Origin of the sequence: Roseibium sp. AS2 (genome assembly GCF_038900065.1) — a bacterium.
Lineage (GTDB): Bacteria > Pseudomonadota > Alphaproteobacteria > Rhizobiales > Stappiaceae > Roseibium.
The window spans coordinates 672,245-687,903 of sequence record NZ_JBBMQN010000001.1; the positions used below are offsets into that span (position 1 = coordinate 672,245).

Here is a 15,659-nt window from a genome sequence, read left to right on the forward strand (position 1 = left end):
ATCAGGTGTAGTGGACGCGCCGCTCGATCAGGCGGAACTGGATGATTGTCAGGACGAAGACCATCGCCATCAGGATGACGGACTGGGCCGAAGACCCGCCAAGATCGTTGCCGCGGAAGCCGTCCAGATAGACCTTGTAGACAAGGGTCACCGGATTGTTGCCGGGCTCGTTCTTCACGATGACGTCGATGATGCCGAACGTGTCGAAGAAGGCGTAGGTGATGTTGATGATCAGCAGGAAGAACCCTGTCGGCGCCAGCAGCGGAAAGGTGACTGTCCAGAACCGGCGGAAGCCGGACCGGCAGTCGATGCTGGCCGCTTCCTGGACCGATTTGGAAATGCCCTGAAGGCCGGACAGGAAGAAGATGAAGTTGACCGGGATCTGTTTCCACACCGCCGTCGTGATCATCGCGAAGCTGGTATCGAAGTAGTTGACGCCGATCTGCATCTGCCAGCCGAACAGGGCGAAGAAATCGACCATCGGGCCGACATGCTGGTCGAACAGGAGAACGCCGATCAGACCAGCCACCGGGGGCGCGACCGCGTAGACCCACATCAGCAGGGTCTTGTAGGAGGACGCGCCGCGCAGAACCTTGTCGGCCTTGACCGCCAGCAACAGGGCAAGGCCCAGTGACAGCAGCGTCACGGAAAACGTGAACACGGCCGTGAACCGCGCGGTGCGGCCATAGTCGGTGGACGTCAGCGTGTCCGTGAAGTTGTCCAGGCCGACAAAGGTCGAGCCGAAGCCGAACGGATCTTCAAGATAGAAGGACGACTGTACCGCCTCGGCGGCCGGCCAGAGGAAGAAGACCGTCACGATGCCGAGCTGCGGCAACAGCAGCAGATAGGGCAGCCACGGGGACTTGAAGTGGACTTTTTTCATTGGATTGCGTCTCGACCACCGGGAACGGGCGAAGCGGGCCACCGGTTGTCCGGTCTGCCCGCTTCGCTTTTATGGGAATGGGGGCGCCTGTCTGGGAATAGGGGGCGCCCCCATCGGGATCAGATCAACTGCCGATCAGTTGTTGGTGGTCTTGGCGAAACGCTCCAGAAGCTTGTTGCCGTCCGCCTCGATCGTGGCGAAGGCGTCTTCAACGGAGGTGTCACCGGACAGGATCTTGCCGTATTCGCGGTTCATGACGTCGCGGATCTGGACGTAGAAGCCCATGCGGTAGCCCTTGGTCCATTCGCCGCCCGGCAGGGTCAGCTGCTTGATGCCGACTTCGGCGGCCGGCGTGCTTTCGTAGTAGCCGTCCTTCTTGGCCAGCTCATAGGCAGCGTTGGTGATCGGCACGTAGCCGGTTTCCTTGTGCCACATGTACTGGACTTCCGGGGAGGTCAGGTACTGGTAGAACGAGGCAACGCACTTGTTCTCTTCGTCCGGCTTGCCGGACATGGCGAACAGGGCAGCCCCACCGATGAACGTGCCTGTGCCGGCGCCTTCAACAGCGTCCCAGTAAGGCAGGTAGGTCGCGGAGAACGGGAATTCGACGGTCTTGGAGATGCCGCCGAAGGACCCCGAAGAGCCGAGCCACATGGCCACCTTGCCTTCGTTGAACGGGGTCTGGTTGTCGCCCCAGCCGGTGCCGTAGTAACCGAACAGGCCGTCGTCCAGCCAGCCCTTCACCTTGGTGAAGTGGTTCTTGATCGGCTCACCGAAGACAAGCGTGGTGCCTTCCGAACCGTCGTAACCGTTGTTGTTGGTCGCGAACTGCAGGTTGTGACGGGACTTGAAGTTCTCGGTGAAGATCCACGGCAGGTGAGACTGGGCAAGCGGCACGTAACCGGCTTCCTTCAGCTTCGGAGCGATGGCTTCGAACTCTTCCCAGGTCTTCGGCGCTTCGACACCGGCCTTCTTCAGAGCTTCCTCGTTGGTGTAGAGGATCGGCGTGGACGAGTTGAACGGCATGCCGATCATCTTGCCGTCGCTGTCGGCGTAGAAGTAGCGGACGCCGTCGATGTAATCTTCGATGTCGAAGGCAACGCCGGCGTTTTCCAGGATGTCCTGGGCCGGGATGACAGCACCCTTGGCACCGATGATGGTGGCGGCACCGGCATCGAAGACCTGCAGGATGTTCGGCTGTTCGCCGGCGCGGAATGCGGCGATGCCCGCTGTCAGGGTTTCTTCGTACGTGCCCTTGAACACCGGAGTGATCTGGCAGACGTCCTGGGAACCATTGTAACCATTGGCGATGTCAACGACGACTTCGCCAAGACGGCCACCCATGGCGTGCCACCAGGAAATGTCGGTCGCGGCGTAAGATGCGGAGGAAGTGCCCAGAAGGGCAGCCGCAGCAACAAGGCTGGCGACGGTCTTGCGATAAGCCATATTCATTTGCTCCCATGTCGAGGGCTGGTTCGCCCCGGTCAGCAGTTTGTTTTTTCACGGCGCCGAAATGGCTTCATCGGCACCAGGAACGGTAACGCCTGCGTTTCGTATTGTTTTCATATGAACGTTCTATGACGCTCATATGAACATTAAAAGACGCCCAGACCGCGTCCGCAAGGGGAAACGGGATAAAATCGTCAAAACCCCGTTCTCAGTCAAAAATGAGACCGCATTTTCGACAGAGCGGCGGCATGCAACGGTTGCACACGTCCATGTCCGCGCGCGCCGCGACACGCGCGTCAGTGCGGTTTCGGGATCTGTTCTGGAGAATATTAGGCGGCTCACATGAACCTTGAGCGTCGTTCACATGAACCTATGGTGACGGATCCGGGGTGACGGATCCGGCAGCAACCGGCCCGCCTGATATTCCAGGGGCCTGATTTGCTTCGGCTCCGTGCCTGCAGTGTGAAATATGCCCGGTTCCTGAATCGCCGGGCTTCGGCTAAGCTCGGGCGGTGTTTTCCCGACCCGGCGCCGCATGTCCCTGTCCTTCACCTCCGTCTATCCGCCCAAAACCGCCCGTGCCCACGAGATCTGCGGCGACGGCGCGCTGGCCTTTGCCGCCATTGCGGCGGGCGCGGCCCCGAATAGGGACAAGGCTGCGCCGGGAGCCGTGGTGTGGATTGCCGAACGCCGGCGGCCGACCGTCAACCCGGAAGGCCTCGTCCCCTATTGCGACCCCGGCAGGCTGCTCGTCACCCGCGCCGACAGCCCGCTCAACGTTCTGGCGAGCGCGGAGACGGCGCTGAGGTCCGGCGCCGCCGGGCTGGTCGTGGCCGAGGTTTCCGGCGCCATCGGCCTGACGGAAGGACGGCGGCTGCAACTGGCCGCGGAAGCCGGCGGCACCACCGCGCTCCTGCTGATCGCGGAGGGCGCGGGCAGCAATGCCGCCGAAACCCGCTGGCGCTGCACGGGGGTTCCGGCGCCCTCAGGCCCGCTGTCCGCCGTCCCTCGTCAAAACCGCCATGACTCGACTCACTGGCGCTGGTCGCTTATAAAGAACAAAATAGGAACATTATCGGAATGGGTTGTCCGTTGGGATGCAGCGTCGCATCGTATCATTGTGGTTTCCGAGGCTGGCGGCTGAGCGGTCCCTGCGCGCCCGCCCCGTCGACGCGCCCTTCGCGCTGAGCCTGTTCGACCGCAACTCCGAACGCCTTTACGACCTTTGCCCGCGCGCGGAAGGCTTCGGCCTTTCCCGCGGCATGACGCTGGTTCATGCGCGCAGCTTCTGCCCCGGCCTGCTGACCCGGCCGGCCGATCCCGCCACCGATCAGCGCTTCCTGGCAGTGCTCGCCCGCTGGGCGACCCGCTACTGCCCCTGGATCGGTCTCGACGGCCGCAACGGACTGTTTCTCGACATCACCGGCTCGGCCCATCTGATGGGCGGCGAGGAACCGCTGCTCGACGACATCCGCGCCCGACTCGCCCGCGCCGGCCTGACCGCCCGGCTGGGTCTGGCCGACACGCCCGGCACCGCCTGGGCGCTCGCCCGGTTTTCCGAAGGCATCGCCGCGCCCGGCGAAAGACTGTCGCGAATCGGCCCGCTGCCGCTGTCCGCCCTGCGCCTTGCCGACCAGACCTGCACCAGCCTGGAACGGCTCGGCATCGCCACCGTGTCTGATCTCTACAACCTGCCGCGCGCCACCGTCGCCCGGCGCTATGACCGGGAGGTGCTCACCCGCCTCGACCAGGCGCTGGGGACCCTGCCCGAGCAGATCTCCCCCCTGAGCGAAGACCGGATCTTCGCGGTGCGCATCACCCTGCCCGACCCGATCGGCCTTGTCGACGACGTCATGGCCGCCGCCCGCCGCCTCACCGACCACCTGTGCCGTCGGCTGGACGCGGCGCAGAAGGGCGCGCGCGCCCTGAAGCTGACCTTCCGCCGGGTCGACCAGGAAAACCGGTCGGTCGAACTCAAGCTCGCCCGGCCGATGCGCGACGGCGCGCGGCTGCTGGCCCTGTTCGAGCGCGGGGTGAGCACGGTCGACGCGGGCTACGGCATCGACATGATCCGGCTGGAGGCAATCGCGGTCGAGCCGCTCGGCATGCGCCAGCTGGACCGCTCCGAGGGGCTGGAGAAGGACGGTCTCGACGACCTGATCACCCAGCTCGGCAACCGGGTGGGGCTCGACAACATCCTGCGCTTCCAGCCGGTCGACAGCCACATTCCCGAACGCAGCTTCAAGCTGGTGCCCGCCGCCCACAGCCGGCCGGCACCAGGCTGGCCCCACCATCGCCCGCGGCCGATCCGCCTGTTTGCCCCCGAACCCATTTCCGGTGCCGGTTTCGAGCCGCCCCGGCGCTTCCGCTGGCGCGGCCGCGCCCTGAGCGTGCTGGAGGCGGAGGGGCCGGAGCGGATCACTCCCGCCTGGTGGGACCCGGACGATACCTGGGACAAGGGCCTGCGCGACTACTGGCGCATCGCCACCGGCGAAGGCCTGCGCCTGTGGCTGTTCCATACGCCCCAGGCCCCGGGCTGGTTCGTGCAAGGGGAGTTCGGCTGATGGGACCCGCACGCTTTGACCCTCCTCGTGTCACCCCGGACGCAGCGGAGCGGAGATCCGGGGCCCACTCATTTGCAGAGCGGCGCGATCAGGGTCCTTCACTCCAGCTTCGGCAAGCGGGCGGGCGAGTGGGTCCCGGCTCTGCGCTGGCGCTTGGCCGGGATGACAGCGGAGGAGAACGGAGCCGCCGCGCCACGCCACAGCCACCCCGCCGTCCCGGCCTTGAGCCGGGACCTCGTCAAGCCCCGATTTCGGGCAGGCCCCGGCTCAGGGCCGGGGCGGCGCCACGGGTTGGGCACACCTGTCGGTTGGACCACGTGCTGCAGGAGCCACACCGATGAGCGTTGAACCCCTCCCCGGCACATTCCGCGCCGAACCGGTGCGCTATGCGGAACTCGCCGTGACCTCGAATTTCTCGTTTTTGCGCGGCGCGTCCCATCCGGAGGAACTGGTGACCCGGGCGGCCGCGCTCGGGCTGGAGGCGGTCGCGATCACCGACCGCAATTCGCTGGCCGGAGTGGTGCGGGCCTATTCGGCGCTGAAGGAAATCAGGCGCGCGGCGGCGGAGGAAGGCGTGCCGGTGCGCTCGCATGCGCAGACCGACCCGTCTTCCCGCCAGGTCACCACCGCCGCGCCGCCGCTTGCCCTGGCCCTGCCTGCACCGGCACCCGGGCCGGCATCTGGGCTGGCACCCGGGTCGGTGAAACCGCCCCGGCTTCCCCGGCTCATTGTCGGCGCCCGGCTCGTGCTTCAGGACAGCCCGGTCGACTGGGTGGCGCTGCCCACCGACCGGGCGGCCTATGAGCGGCTCAGCCAGTTGCTGACGCTCGGCAAGCGGCGCGCGGACAAGGGCGATTGCCATCTGGAGACCGCCGATCTGCGGACGGCCTGCAAGGGCCTGATCCTGATCGCCCTGCCACAGGTGTCCGATCCTGCAAAGGGGCTTTGTGAGACGGCTAAAGACCACATCCACGCGCTGCGCCAGGAGGCGCCGGGGCATGTGTTTCTGGGCGCCGCGCCGCGCTATGACGGCACCGACCAGACCTGGTTCCGCGCCTGCGCGGCCGCCGCCCATGCGCTGGCCGCGCCGATGGTCGCCGTCGGCGACGTGATGATGCACCATGCCGGCCGGCGCAGGCTGGCCGACGTGCTGACGTGCCTGCGCGAAGGCTGCACCATCGATCAAATCGGCACCCGTGCCCTGCCCAACGGCGAGCGGCGGCTGAAGGCGCCCGGCGACATGGCAAGGCTTTACCGCAACCATCCGGCCGCGCTGCGGCGGACCCTGGAGATCGCCACCCGCTGCAGCTTCGATCTTTCCGAGCTGTCCTATGAATATCCCGACGAGACCCTGGGCGGCGAAAGCCCCCAGGAACGGCTGGAGCGGCTGACCCGCGAAGGCCTGGAGCGCCGCTACCCGGCCGGTGTGCCGGAGCACGCGCTGAAGCTGGCGGACAAGGAACTGACGCTGATCAAGAAGCTGAAATTCGCCGCCTATTTCCTCACCGTCCACGACATCATCCGCTTTGCCCGTGACCGGCAGATCCTGTGCCAGGGCCGGGGATCCGCGGCCAATTCGATCATCTGCTACGCCCTCGCCATCACGGACGTGGGCCCGGAGACCATCACCATGGTGTCGGAGCGCTTCATCTCCGAGCACCGGGGCGAGCCGCCGGACATCGATGTGGATTTCGAGCATGAGCGGCGCGAGGAGGTGATCCAGTATGTCTATGAAAAATATGGCCGCGACCGCGCCGGCCTGTGCGCCACGGTGATCCATTTCCGGTCCCGCGCGGCGATCCGCGAGGTCGGCAAGGTGATGGGGCTGAACGCGGATGTCACCGCCGCCCTGGCCGGCCAGATCTGGGGCAGCTCGAACAGCGGGCCGGAGGACACGCGGCTGAAGGAACTCGGCCTTGACCTTGCCAATCCGCGCGTCATCCAGACCATCGAGCTGATCCGCGAGATCATCGGCTTCCCGAGGCATCTCAGCCAGCATGTCGGCGGCTTCGTGATCACGCAAGGCCGCCTCGACGCGCTGTGCCCGATCGAGAACGCGGCTATGGAAAACCGCACCGTGATCGAATGGGACAAGGACGACATCGACGCGCTCGGCATCCTCAAGGTCGATCTGCTCAGCCTCGGCATGCTGACCTGCATCCGCAAGTGCTTCGACCTCCTGAGGGACCATCACGGCCGGGAGGTGACGCTGGCGAGCGTGCCCCAGGCCGACACGCCCACCTATGACATGCTGTGCGTGGCCGATGCCATCGGCGTCTTCCAGGTGGAAAGCCGGGCGCAGATGAACTTCCTGCCGCGCATGCGTCCGCGCCAGTTCTACGATCTCGTCATCGAGGTGGCGATCGTGCGCCCCGGCCCGATCCAGGGCGGCATGGTGCATCCCTACATCAACCGCCGCCAGGGCAAGGAGAAGATCGTCTTTCCCTCGAAAGAACTGGAGGAGGTGCTCGGCAAGACCCTCGGCGTGCCGCTGTTCCAGGAACAGGCGATGCAGATCGCCGTCGTCGCCGCCGGCTTCACCCCGTCGGAAGCCGACAAGCTGCGCCGCTCCATGGCCACCTTCCGGCGCATGGGCACGATCGGCCAGCTCCGGGAAAAATTCATCTCCGGCATGCTGGCGCGCGGCTACGAGCTTGAGTTCGCGCAGAACTGCTTCGGCCAGATCGAGGGCTTCGGCGAATACGGCTTCCCCGAAAGCCACGCGGCGGCCTTCGCCATGCTCGCCTATGTCTCGGCCTATCTGAAATGCCACTTCCCGGCGGAGTTCGCCTGCGCGCTGCTGAACGCCCAGCCGATGGGGTTCTACGCCCCGGCGCAGATCGTGCGCGATGCCCGCGACCACCAGATCGAGGTCCGGCCCGTCTGCGTCAACACCAGCTTGTGGGACTGCACGCTGGAGCGGCGCGGCGACGGCGCGCTGGCACTCAGGCTCGGCTTTCGCCAGATCAAGGGCCTGCGCGAGGAAGACGCCGCCTGGATCGTGGCCGCGCGCGGCAACGGCTATCCGGACACCCAAACTCTCTGGCTGCGCACAGGCATCGCGCCGGCCACCCTGGAGCGCCTCGCCGAGGCCGACGCCTTCGCCGGCATGGGACTGAGCCGGCGCGCGGCGCTGTGGCAGGTCAAGACCATCCGCTCGGCGAAACCGCTGCCGCTGTTCAACGACCCGATCGACGGCGAGGCGATCTTCGAGCCGGAGGTTCATCTGCCGGCCATGCATCTGGGCCAGGAGGTGGTCGAGGATTATCTTGCCACCCGCCTGACCCTGCGCGCCCACCCGATGGAACTGCTGCGCCCGCATATCCCGCAGCTGACCCCGCACGACCGTCTCGCAGCTCTCTCCCCGCGCGAGGCCCGCCGGGTCTCCGTCTGCGGCCTTGTGATCACCCGTCAGCGCCCGGGCACCGCGTCAGGCGTGATCTTCCTGACGCTGGAGGACGAGACCGGGGTCAGCAACGTGGTCGTCTGGCCAAAGATCTACGAACGCTTCCGCCCCACCGTCCTCGGCGGCCGCCTCGTCAAGGTCTCCGGCCGTCTGGAGCGCGAGGGCCAGGTCGTCCATCTGATCGCCGACCATATCGAGGACCGCTCCACCGACCTCTCCCTGCTCGGCCACCCGAACGGCGACGTGCTGGGACAGACAACGCCCAAGACCGACGACGTCCCCGCTCACATGAAACCACCCCCGAGGCCAAGGGCGATGCATCCGCGGGATCAGGCGAAGCGGCTGTTTCCGAGCAGGGATTTTCATTGAGGGGGGGAAATTATCACCTCAACAACACCAGCAAAGGAGCGAACACCAAAATCAGATTGAAGATGGTGTATTTTAGTATGACAATTAAAAATTGTTTTTTATAAAATATGTCTAGGTAGGAATTTACCACCTATCAAAAATTAAGCTTCGTACGGTTTCTCGAAAAACCCGATGTAGGGATCAAATTAAGAAGATGACTTCCCCAATTCTGGAGATAAACAAGATTTCTTCGACCACATCTATAGGTACCGGTCAAGAAATTTTGAAATCATATCATAGCAATGAACTATTCATCGCAATTGTTGGTCCTGCGGGAGCTGGTGCGGGCACTGCCGCAAAACTATTAGAAGCCTTTTTTGAGGATAGCGAATATGAGGCAAAAACTGTCAAAGCCAGTACTCTAATTCGTGAAACTGCAATCAAGCATGGATTGGAAGTCCCAGCAGAAGACCTTAGAAAGAGCATCGGAACCATAACAAAGATGCAAGATAGAGGAGATGATCTGAGACAGGGCAACTATCCTGGCGGTCAGGAAGATCACTCAGCTGTAGCCCGACTTGTACTTAGAAAAATTGCTAAATTAAGGGCCGAATTACAGGGAAAACCATTTAGCGAATCTTCTAAAGTGGAGCCAGATGGGAGAAAACGCGTCTATGTTATAGATTCCTTACGACATCCGGCAGAAGTTCAATTACTCCGGAGTGTGTATCAAGATGCATTTGCTTTGGTAGGTGTAGTTTGTGATCCAGCCGTGAGGGAACGTCGAATTCGAGAGAATTTATTTGACAGGTCCGTACATGGCCACGAAAAAACAAAAAGGGAAGTTAAAAATTTCTTAGAGAGAGACGAAAACTCTCCTCAGAAATTTGGACAGCATGTTTCAGATACTTTTCAGGAAAGTGATTTTTTCGTCGACAACACTGAGAAAGGCGATGAAACCTTATCAGTCACCGGTATGAACGACAGTTTGAAGCGCTTTGTTTCACTAATAGGTCATAATAAAATAGTTCGCCCGACTATTTCGGAGACGGCAATGCATCAAGCACGCTCAGCACAAATGAGAAGCGCTTGCCTATCGAGGCAGGTTGGAGCGGCACTTGTAGATGGTTCTGGGAATATTGTTGCGACAGGAACAAACGAAGCTCCAAAAGCAGGAGGCGGCGTCTACGGAGAGGGCTTTGATGTTGATGAAACTGCAGATCATCGATGCGCCTTTAGGGAGACAGTTTATTGCAGTAGCAACAGAGAACAAAATGAAATTATCGAAGAACTAATTGATACTTTCCCAAATTTGACGCAAACGGAAAAAAAATACGAAATTTTAAAGAAAATTCGGAAAACTCGCGTAGGTAGCCTCCTCGAATTTAGTAGAGCCGTACATGCCGAGATGGATGCGATCCTTTCCGCCTCTTTGTCTGGCGTATCAACGAAAGGATGTAGACTATATGTAACAACGTATCCCTGCCATTACTGCGCAAGACATATAGTCGCAGCCGGTATTGATGAGGTGCAATTTATTGAGCCGTATCCGAAGAGTAAGGCAACAGACCTCCATTCGGACGCAATAACCACTGAATCTGATGGATGGGTTGCGCCCTCAAAACAACCTTACCTCACAGAGGAGGGAAAAGAGGGTCATTTCAAGGAAGCGCCAAAAGTTCTTTTTAAGCCTTTTGTGGGAGTTTCTCCCAGGATGTATCGGCGAGTTTTCTTGAAGGATCGCGACTATAAGAATAAGGTGACGGGTGAAAGGATCGAAGCGTCCCCGGACTGGAGCGGTCCGCTCGATAGCCTTAAAATATCATATGTTGAGTTGGAACTGGAGCTAGGCTTGGGAGGTACAGATGGATAGAATCAATCTCCGACTTGTTCATGATTCCTCAACAGAGCTTTTAGAGCGCAATTCAAACGAACCTTATGAATTCAAGAATGCAAAACAGCTCTCTCTTTTTCAGGATGATGAGCGCGTTTGTTTAAGCTTCGTTGCAATGAACGAAATTGATCAATTTGGTTTCAAAAATTTATTACATGTCAGTAAACCTGATACGATTATGGACATGAGACGTTATCCTGATTTCTTTGGATTCTATAAATCTACTCAATTTGCACTCGAGTACTTTCAATGCTTACAAATTAATTATATTCATCTTCCTTTCAGCAGGAAAATAGCAGCAGACTCTAAAGAATTATGGAATCTCAGGTCTAATTTTTTGAACGGGCTAAATGAGGCCAAAACGCAGCTTGATCCATTTGGAAAAATGTCGCTTCTTTTGGTCGCATCAAGAGAAGATGAAATTAAATACTCACAAACCCTACGCTCTTTGCCGCGCTTTGATGATTTTTGGCGTATCGGCTCATTTGGTCCCCAGAATTGAGACCGATAATTACGAATTTTAGATTTCACTATTAACAGTTATCTACACCTTGACATTATATTTCATTTCACATTCCTTAGAATGGGCTCATTCCACTAGATGAATATTGAGGTAGGAAGTCTTGACCTCGACTGCCTCACCCAAAACTCGTCGCTGTCAGCGTCACATGTGCCTCCCGCGGCGGGCGCAGTTCGATGGCCTTGGGGGTGCGGGCGAATTCATAGAGGCGGAAGAGATATCAGTCGTCGCGGCGTACATTCTCTCTTTACACTTATTTCTCTTATTTCATTTGAGATCCATCGCCAGAAATCCTATCTTGTCTGGAGACGGAAGGGAAACGCTGCCATGGCTGCAACACTCGAGGAAACGAGGTCCGACGCTCTGGACCACCGATTGCCAACGCCGGATGAGATCGAAAGCGCGGCGCATGCGGCGGCGGCCCTGGCCAATTCGCTGGACGCCAAGGGCGCGCTTGTCGTCGCGGGCACGGCAGGCAATGAACTGCGCATTGCTCCGGCCATCAGCGAGCTGATGATCAACCTCCTGTCGGAAGTTGCCAGCGGCAACATGGTCACGCTGGTGCCGACCGGAGCGGATCTGACCACGGCCCAGGCCGCGAGCATGCTGAACGTGTCGCGCCCTTTCCTGACAAAGCTGCTGAAACGCGGTGACATCAGGTGCTTCAAAGTCGGGTCGCACCGGCGGATCAAATTCGATGACCTGATGGATTACAAGGCCAAAAGAGACACACAACAGGAGAAAGCCCTGGCTGAACTGGCCGCGCTCGGCCAGGAAATCGATGCCGGCTGATTTCGTCGCGGACGGGTTTTGCGTCGTTCTGGATGCCAATGTGCTCTACCCCAACCGGATGCGCGACATCCTTTTGACCATGGTCCATCACGGCCTGTTCAGGGCCGTCTGGACGGATGAGATCATGGACGAATGGTCGCGGAGCGTTCTCGCCAATCACGCCACGACACGAGACAAGATAGATCGCACCGTGGCCATCATGAAGGACGCCTTCGAACCCTGCTGGGTTCATCGTCACCGACCGTTGATCGCTGCCATTGAAGGCCTTCCGGATCAAGCCGACCGTCACGTGGTTGCCGCAGCCCTCGCAGGAGAGGCACAGCAGATCGTCACCAATAATCTGAAGGACTTCCCTGAGGATGTGCTGGAAAAACACGAACTGGAAGCCATCGACCCGGACACATTCCTGGTCGGGCAATTCGAACTCAATCGCCCTCTCACCGTCAGCGCCATGCGATCTGTCCGCAAGCGTCTGGACAATCCGCCTTTTACCAAAACCGAATTCCTGACCGATCTGACGCGCAAGGGCATGCCGAAGTTCGCAACGGCCCTGAAACCCTTCTTCGAAGACCTCTGACAGACGAGCCCCTCACCCGAAACTCGCCTGAAAACTCGTCGCCGTCAGCGCTACATGTGCCTCCAGCGGTGGGCGCAGTTCGAAGGCTTTGGGGGTGCGGGCGAATTCGTAGAGGCGGAAGAGGACCCAGTCGTCGCGGCGGGCCTCGGCCACTTCCAGTTCGTTGCGCGAGATGTGAAACGGCGTGCGTTCCCAGCCGTTGGTGGTCTTGACCTCGATCAGGCGCTCCCGGCCCTCCGGCGTGAAACTCTTGATGTCGTAGCCTGCGCCGTCGCCCTCTTCCTTGGACACCCAGACGACCTCCCCGGCAAGATCGTCGCGGCCATGACGCAGCAACTGCCCGCGTTCGCGGTGATAAACCAGTTCCTCGCCCGCAAGGCCCAGCGTCCGGTTGCGCTCGTCGCGACCCGCGACGTCGAATCGCCGGGCGACGGCCTGCAGTTTTTCCGTTTCTTCTGGGGGCGGTGCGTTTTGGAGTGTCGGCGCAACGCCGACGAACAGGGCCTGCGGCTCCGCCAGTCCGGCCGCCTGTGGGCTTTCCCGGTGCTCTCATGCGTGCTGGCGAGCGCCGTTTCCCATTCCGGATGCCGTGCCAGCCAGCGGGAAACGGCTTCCGCAAGTGTCATCTGGAAATTGAGCCACGGCTGCGGCCGGTCTGTTCCTGCAGCAAACGGTTACGGGCGGCCTTGTTGTAGGAACGACCGGACAGCTCATTGCCGAGCATGTCAAAATAGGCCGCGACGACGGCGTCATTTTCCGTATCTGACCAGTCGGCTGCGCTCATGCACGCCAGGGTAGATCGGCGGTCCGGTTGTGTCATGCGGGAAAAGCGCTTCCGGCACGCCGAAAGACCTTCGCTGCCCAGACGGTCATCCCCGGCGCAGCAACGCGCGTCCGGGGATCCATTCGTTTCCAGGGCTGGCGATACGGAAGACGGCGTTGCCGGGACGTCTGACGTGCCAACCCTATGCCCACGAAGACGCCACACGACAATCGTACGGCTCCCACGATCAGGTGGGGCATGGGCCCTTCCCATCGACGCAAGGCGGCAAAAACGAGCGCCATAGATGCCGACCGGGAACAAGAGTGGTCAAGGCAATACGTCTTCTTCCCACCTTGCGACAATCTCTTTTGAAGCCATTACCAAGCCCGTATGGAGCGACACCATTTTCAGGGCGGCGTCTTCCATTTCCGGATTGGATCCACGCACCAAGTCTGCCGCCACACAGACCCGGTATCCCAGATTGGAGGCGTCAAACGTGGCGTTCAAGACACAGCAATCCGTCATTCCGCCATTCAGGACAACCCGTTTGATCCCCATGGACCGGAGCAAGAAATCCAGGTCGGACGGGTAGAAGGGCGACAACCGCCGTTTGGTCTCCACGATCAAGTCGGTGTCCAAAACTTCCGTTGCAAACTCGGTCCACTTGGATCCCTGAATTGCGTGTTCGTTGATACCCGGGATAGGATCGGCATACAGGGCGACCAAAGATCGCCAGGCAGCCGGATGCTGCCCCATCAGGTCATCCTCGCCGGTTTTGCGCAAAATCGAGCGAACGTGGATCACCGGTACCCCCAAGGCGCGGGCGTGTCTGTGAAATTCATTCACAGGCTCAATGATCGCCCGCCCTCGCGGTGCCGGGCAGGGGCACATTGGATCTTCAGACAGGTGACCCTGATGCATATCGATGGAAATGACGGCCGTCTCCGGCCGTTTGATCCATTCCTTGAAGGGCGCGTCCGGGATTTCCCTTTCCGTGCCGTAGACAATGGCTTTCACGGGTTCATGTCCTTTTGGCTTCAAGGTGGAGACGCATTGCTCCACCTTCGCTTTTTCATGGGGTAGGACATGCCAGACGGATGGCATTTCCGTCCGGATCTCTCAAAACAGCCATGTACCAGTTGTAGTAAGTCATGAACTGTTCTTTGACGAGATCAGCGCCCCGCGCAACAGCCGTTTCAACACACGTGTCGAGCTGTTCCCTGGTGTCGAATTTGAACGTGAAGGCGGTTTGATCGCCCTCCCCCTTCTTCCGCTCCTCAAGGCCGAGCATGTCATACGCCGCCAGCGCGCTGAATCCGATCATGACGTCGCCGGACAGATACCCCCGGAAGACATCGGAACGAAGGGCCTCCACCTCCGGGAGCTCGAACAGATCCCGGTAGAATTCCGACAGACCGATAAAGTCCTCGGAAAACAGGCTAACTTGCATCAACAGGTTCATCAGATCGCCTTCACGCCGCAGTGCCGAACGTTTTTTCAAATTGAGCCCGCAGGTGTTCACCAGCAGTCATCGCCGGGTATTTGGCGCTGCCATCCTTTTCAAGAATGGTGGGAGCACACTCCACTTTGTAGAAATACTCCGGGTCGCAGAACGTCGGGCAGGAATAACGCACCTTGTCGCTGTTATTGTTCAGCACCCGATGCATGGTTGCCTTGTAGAGGTCATTGGTGATGACCGGCAGCATCTCACCAAGATTGATAATGTAGCTGCCCTCGATCGGTGGTGCGGAAATCCACTGGCCATCCGCATTGCGGACCTCCAGGCCACCGACATCATCCTGGAGCAACAAGGTCAAAAGGCCCCAATCAGAATGAGCTCCCGCCCCGAGCTGGTTCGGAGCTGCATCCGCGGGCATGGGAGGATATTTCAGGATACGGCAATAATGGAGCGGCTCTACGAGAGACTTCTCAAAATAGTCCTCCGGCAAATCCAGAGACAAAGCAACAAGACGCGCCAGATGGCGCCCGAGCTCGAGTACCTTTGCAGTGTAGGCCTCATATTCAACCTGAAACTCGGGAAAGCTCTCCGGCCATTGATTGCGGCCTGTTCCGGGGACCTTCAGCTCGGTATAGCGATGGTTTTCATCGGCATCGACACTGGCCATGAACCCCTCCTTGAGGTCAGGCGGAGATCCTTCATCCAGGGTTTGCGCCGCCATGGGTTCGTAGCCGCGTGTGGAATCCTCGTTCTTGGAATCCAGCTTGATTTTTTCCTCAACTGGAAGATCGAAGAACTTCGCCGCAAGAGCCAGCTGCTTGTTCATGTCCTCTTGGGAGATGCTGTGGTTCTTGACATAGAAGAAGCCAGTATCAACGCATGCCTTGTGAATCTCCCAGGCGACCTTCTTCCGCTTTTCCAGATCGCCGGAATAGCTGTCGGTCAGATCGATGAGCGGGATTTCGGTCGCCGCATGAGGGGGTTCGTAGACAATCATAACTTGA

The 15,659-nt window shown here is 60.0% G+C and carries 14 protein-coding genes; 7 read left to right on the forward strand and 7 right to left on the reverse strand.

The features are described from left to right. Position 1: 1 nt before the first annotated feature. Together WNZ15_RS03080 and WNZ15_RS03085 are read right to left on the reverse strand one after the other, a co-directional pair. A complete protein-coding gene (locus WNZ15_RS03080) occupies positions 2-883 on the reverse strand; it encodes an ABC transporter permease subunit (protein WP_342891461.1) in 882 nt (293 codons plus the stop codon). A 135-nt stretch (positions 884-1,018) separates the two neighbouring features. Further along, a complete protein-coding gene (locus WNZ15_RS03085) occupies positions 1,019-2,329 on the reverse strand; it encodes an extracellular solute-binding protein (RefSeq protein ID WP_342891462.1) in 1,311 nt (436 codons plus the stop codon). A gap of 538 nt (positions 2,330-2,867) precedes the next feature. On the opposite strand from WNZ15_RS03085, the gene WNZ15_RS03090 reads away from it, so the two are divergent. The 7 genes from WNZ15_RS03090 to WNZ15_RS03120 all read left to right on the forward strand — a co-directional run bounded on the left by WNZ15_RS03090 (position 2,868) and on the right by WNZ15_RS03120 (position 12,433). Beyond that, complete coding sequence (locus tag WNZ15_RS03090; RefSeq protein ID WP_342891463.1) at positions 2,868-3,476, forward strand: hypothetical protein; 609 nt, start codon at positions 2,868-2,870, stop codon at positions 3,474-3,476. Then, positions 3,430-4,896, forward strand: coding sequence for a DNA polymerase Y family protein (locus tag WNZ15_RS03095; RefSeq protein ID WP_342891464.1), 1,467 nt, complete (start codon positions 3,430-3,432; stop codon positions 4,894-4,896). The genes WNZ15_RS03090 and WNZ15_RS03095 overlap by 47 nt, the downstream gene beginning before the upstream one ends. Before the next feature lie 337 nt (positions 4,897-5,233). After that, positions 5,234-8,671, forward strand: coding sequence for an error-prone DNA polymerase (locus WNZ15_RS03100; RefSeq protein ID WP_342891465.1), 3,438 nt, complete (start codon positions 5,234-5,236; stop codon positions 8,669-8,671). Positions 8,672-8,864: 193 nt separating this feature from the next. After that, positions 8,865-10,523: an anti-phage dCTP deaminase gene (locus WNZ15_RS03105; protein ID WP_342891466.1), complete on the forward strand. Its 1,659-nt coding sequence runs from the start codon at positions 8,865-8,867 to the stop codon at positions 10,521-10,523. Then, a complete protein-coding gene (locus WNZ15_RS03110; RefSeq protein ID WP_342891467.1) occupies positions 10,516-11,046 on the forward strand; it encodes a hypothetical protein in 531 nt (176 codons plus the stop codon). Before WNZ15_RS03105 ends, WNZ15_RS03110 begins: the two co-directional genes overlap by 8 nt. Positions 11,047-11,391: 345 nt before the next feature. After that, a complete protein-coding gene (locus WNZ15_RS03115; RefSeq protein WP_342891468.1) occupies positions 11,392-11,856 on the forward strand; it encodes a helix-turn-helix domain-containing protein in 465 nt (154 codons plus the stop codon). After that, the gene (locus WNZ15_RS03120; RefSeq protein WP_342891469.1) at positions 11,846-12,433 is read left to right on the forward strand and encodes a PIN domain-containing protein; all 588 of its coding nucleotides are present in this window, start codon (positions 11,846-11,848) and stop codon (positions 12,431-12,433) included. The genes WNZ15_RS03115 and WNZ15_RS03120 overlap by 11 nt, the downstream gene beginning before the upstream one ends. 12 nt (positions 12,434-12,445) lie before the next feature. Here WNZ15_RS03120 and WNZ15_RS03125 read toward each other — a convergent pair whose 3' ends face one another. The 5 genes from WNZ15_RS03125 to WNZ15_RS03145 all read right to left on the reverse strand — a co-directional run bounded on the left by WNZ15_RS03125 (position 12,446) and on the right by WNZ15_RS03145 (position 15,652). Further along, complete coding sequence (locus tag WNZ15_RS03125; RefSeq protein WP_342891470.1) at positions 12,446-12,769, reverse strand: DUF3883 domain-containing protein; 324 nt, start codon at positions 12,767-12,769, stop codon at positions 12,446-12,448. Positions 12,770-13,055: 286 nt separating this feature from the next. Beyond that, complete coding sequence (locus tag WNZ15_RS03130; RefSeq protein ID WP_342891471.1) at positions 13,056-13,253, reverse strand: hypothetical protein; 198 nt, start codon at positions 13,251-13,253, stop codon at positions 13,056-13,058. A 270-nt stretch (positions 13,254-13,523) separates the two neighbouring features. Further along, on the reverse strand, positions 13,524-14,213 hold the full coding sequence (locus WNZ15_RS03135) for an isochorismatase family cysteine hydrolase (protein ID WP_342891472.1): 690 nt from the start codon (positions 14,211-14,213) through the stop codon (positions 13,524-13,526). Positions 14,214-14,268: 55 nt separating this feature from the next. Next, entirely contained in the window at positions 14,269-14,718 is a 450-nt protein-coding gene (locus WNZ15_RS03140; RefSeq protein ID WP_342891473.1) for a VOC family protein, read from the reverse strand. Continuing rightward, a complete protein-coding gene (locus WNZ15_RS03145; protein WP_342891474.1) occupies positions 14,669-15,652 on the reverse strand; it encodes a 2-oxoglutarate and iron-dependent oxygenase domain-containing protein in 984 nt (327 codons plus the stop codon). Before WNZ15_RS03145 ends, WNZ15_RS03140 begins: the two co-directional genes overlap by 50 nt. Between the last annotated feature and the right edge of the window lie 7 nt (positions 15,653-15,659).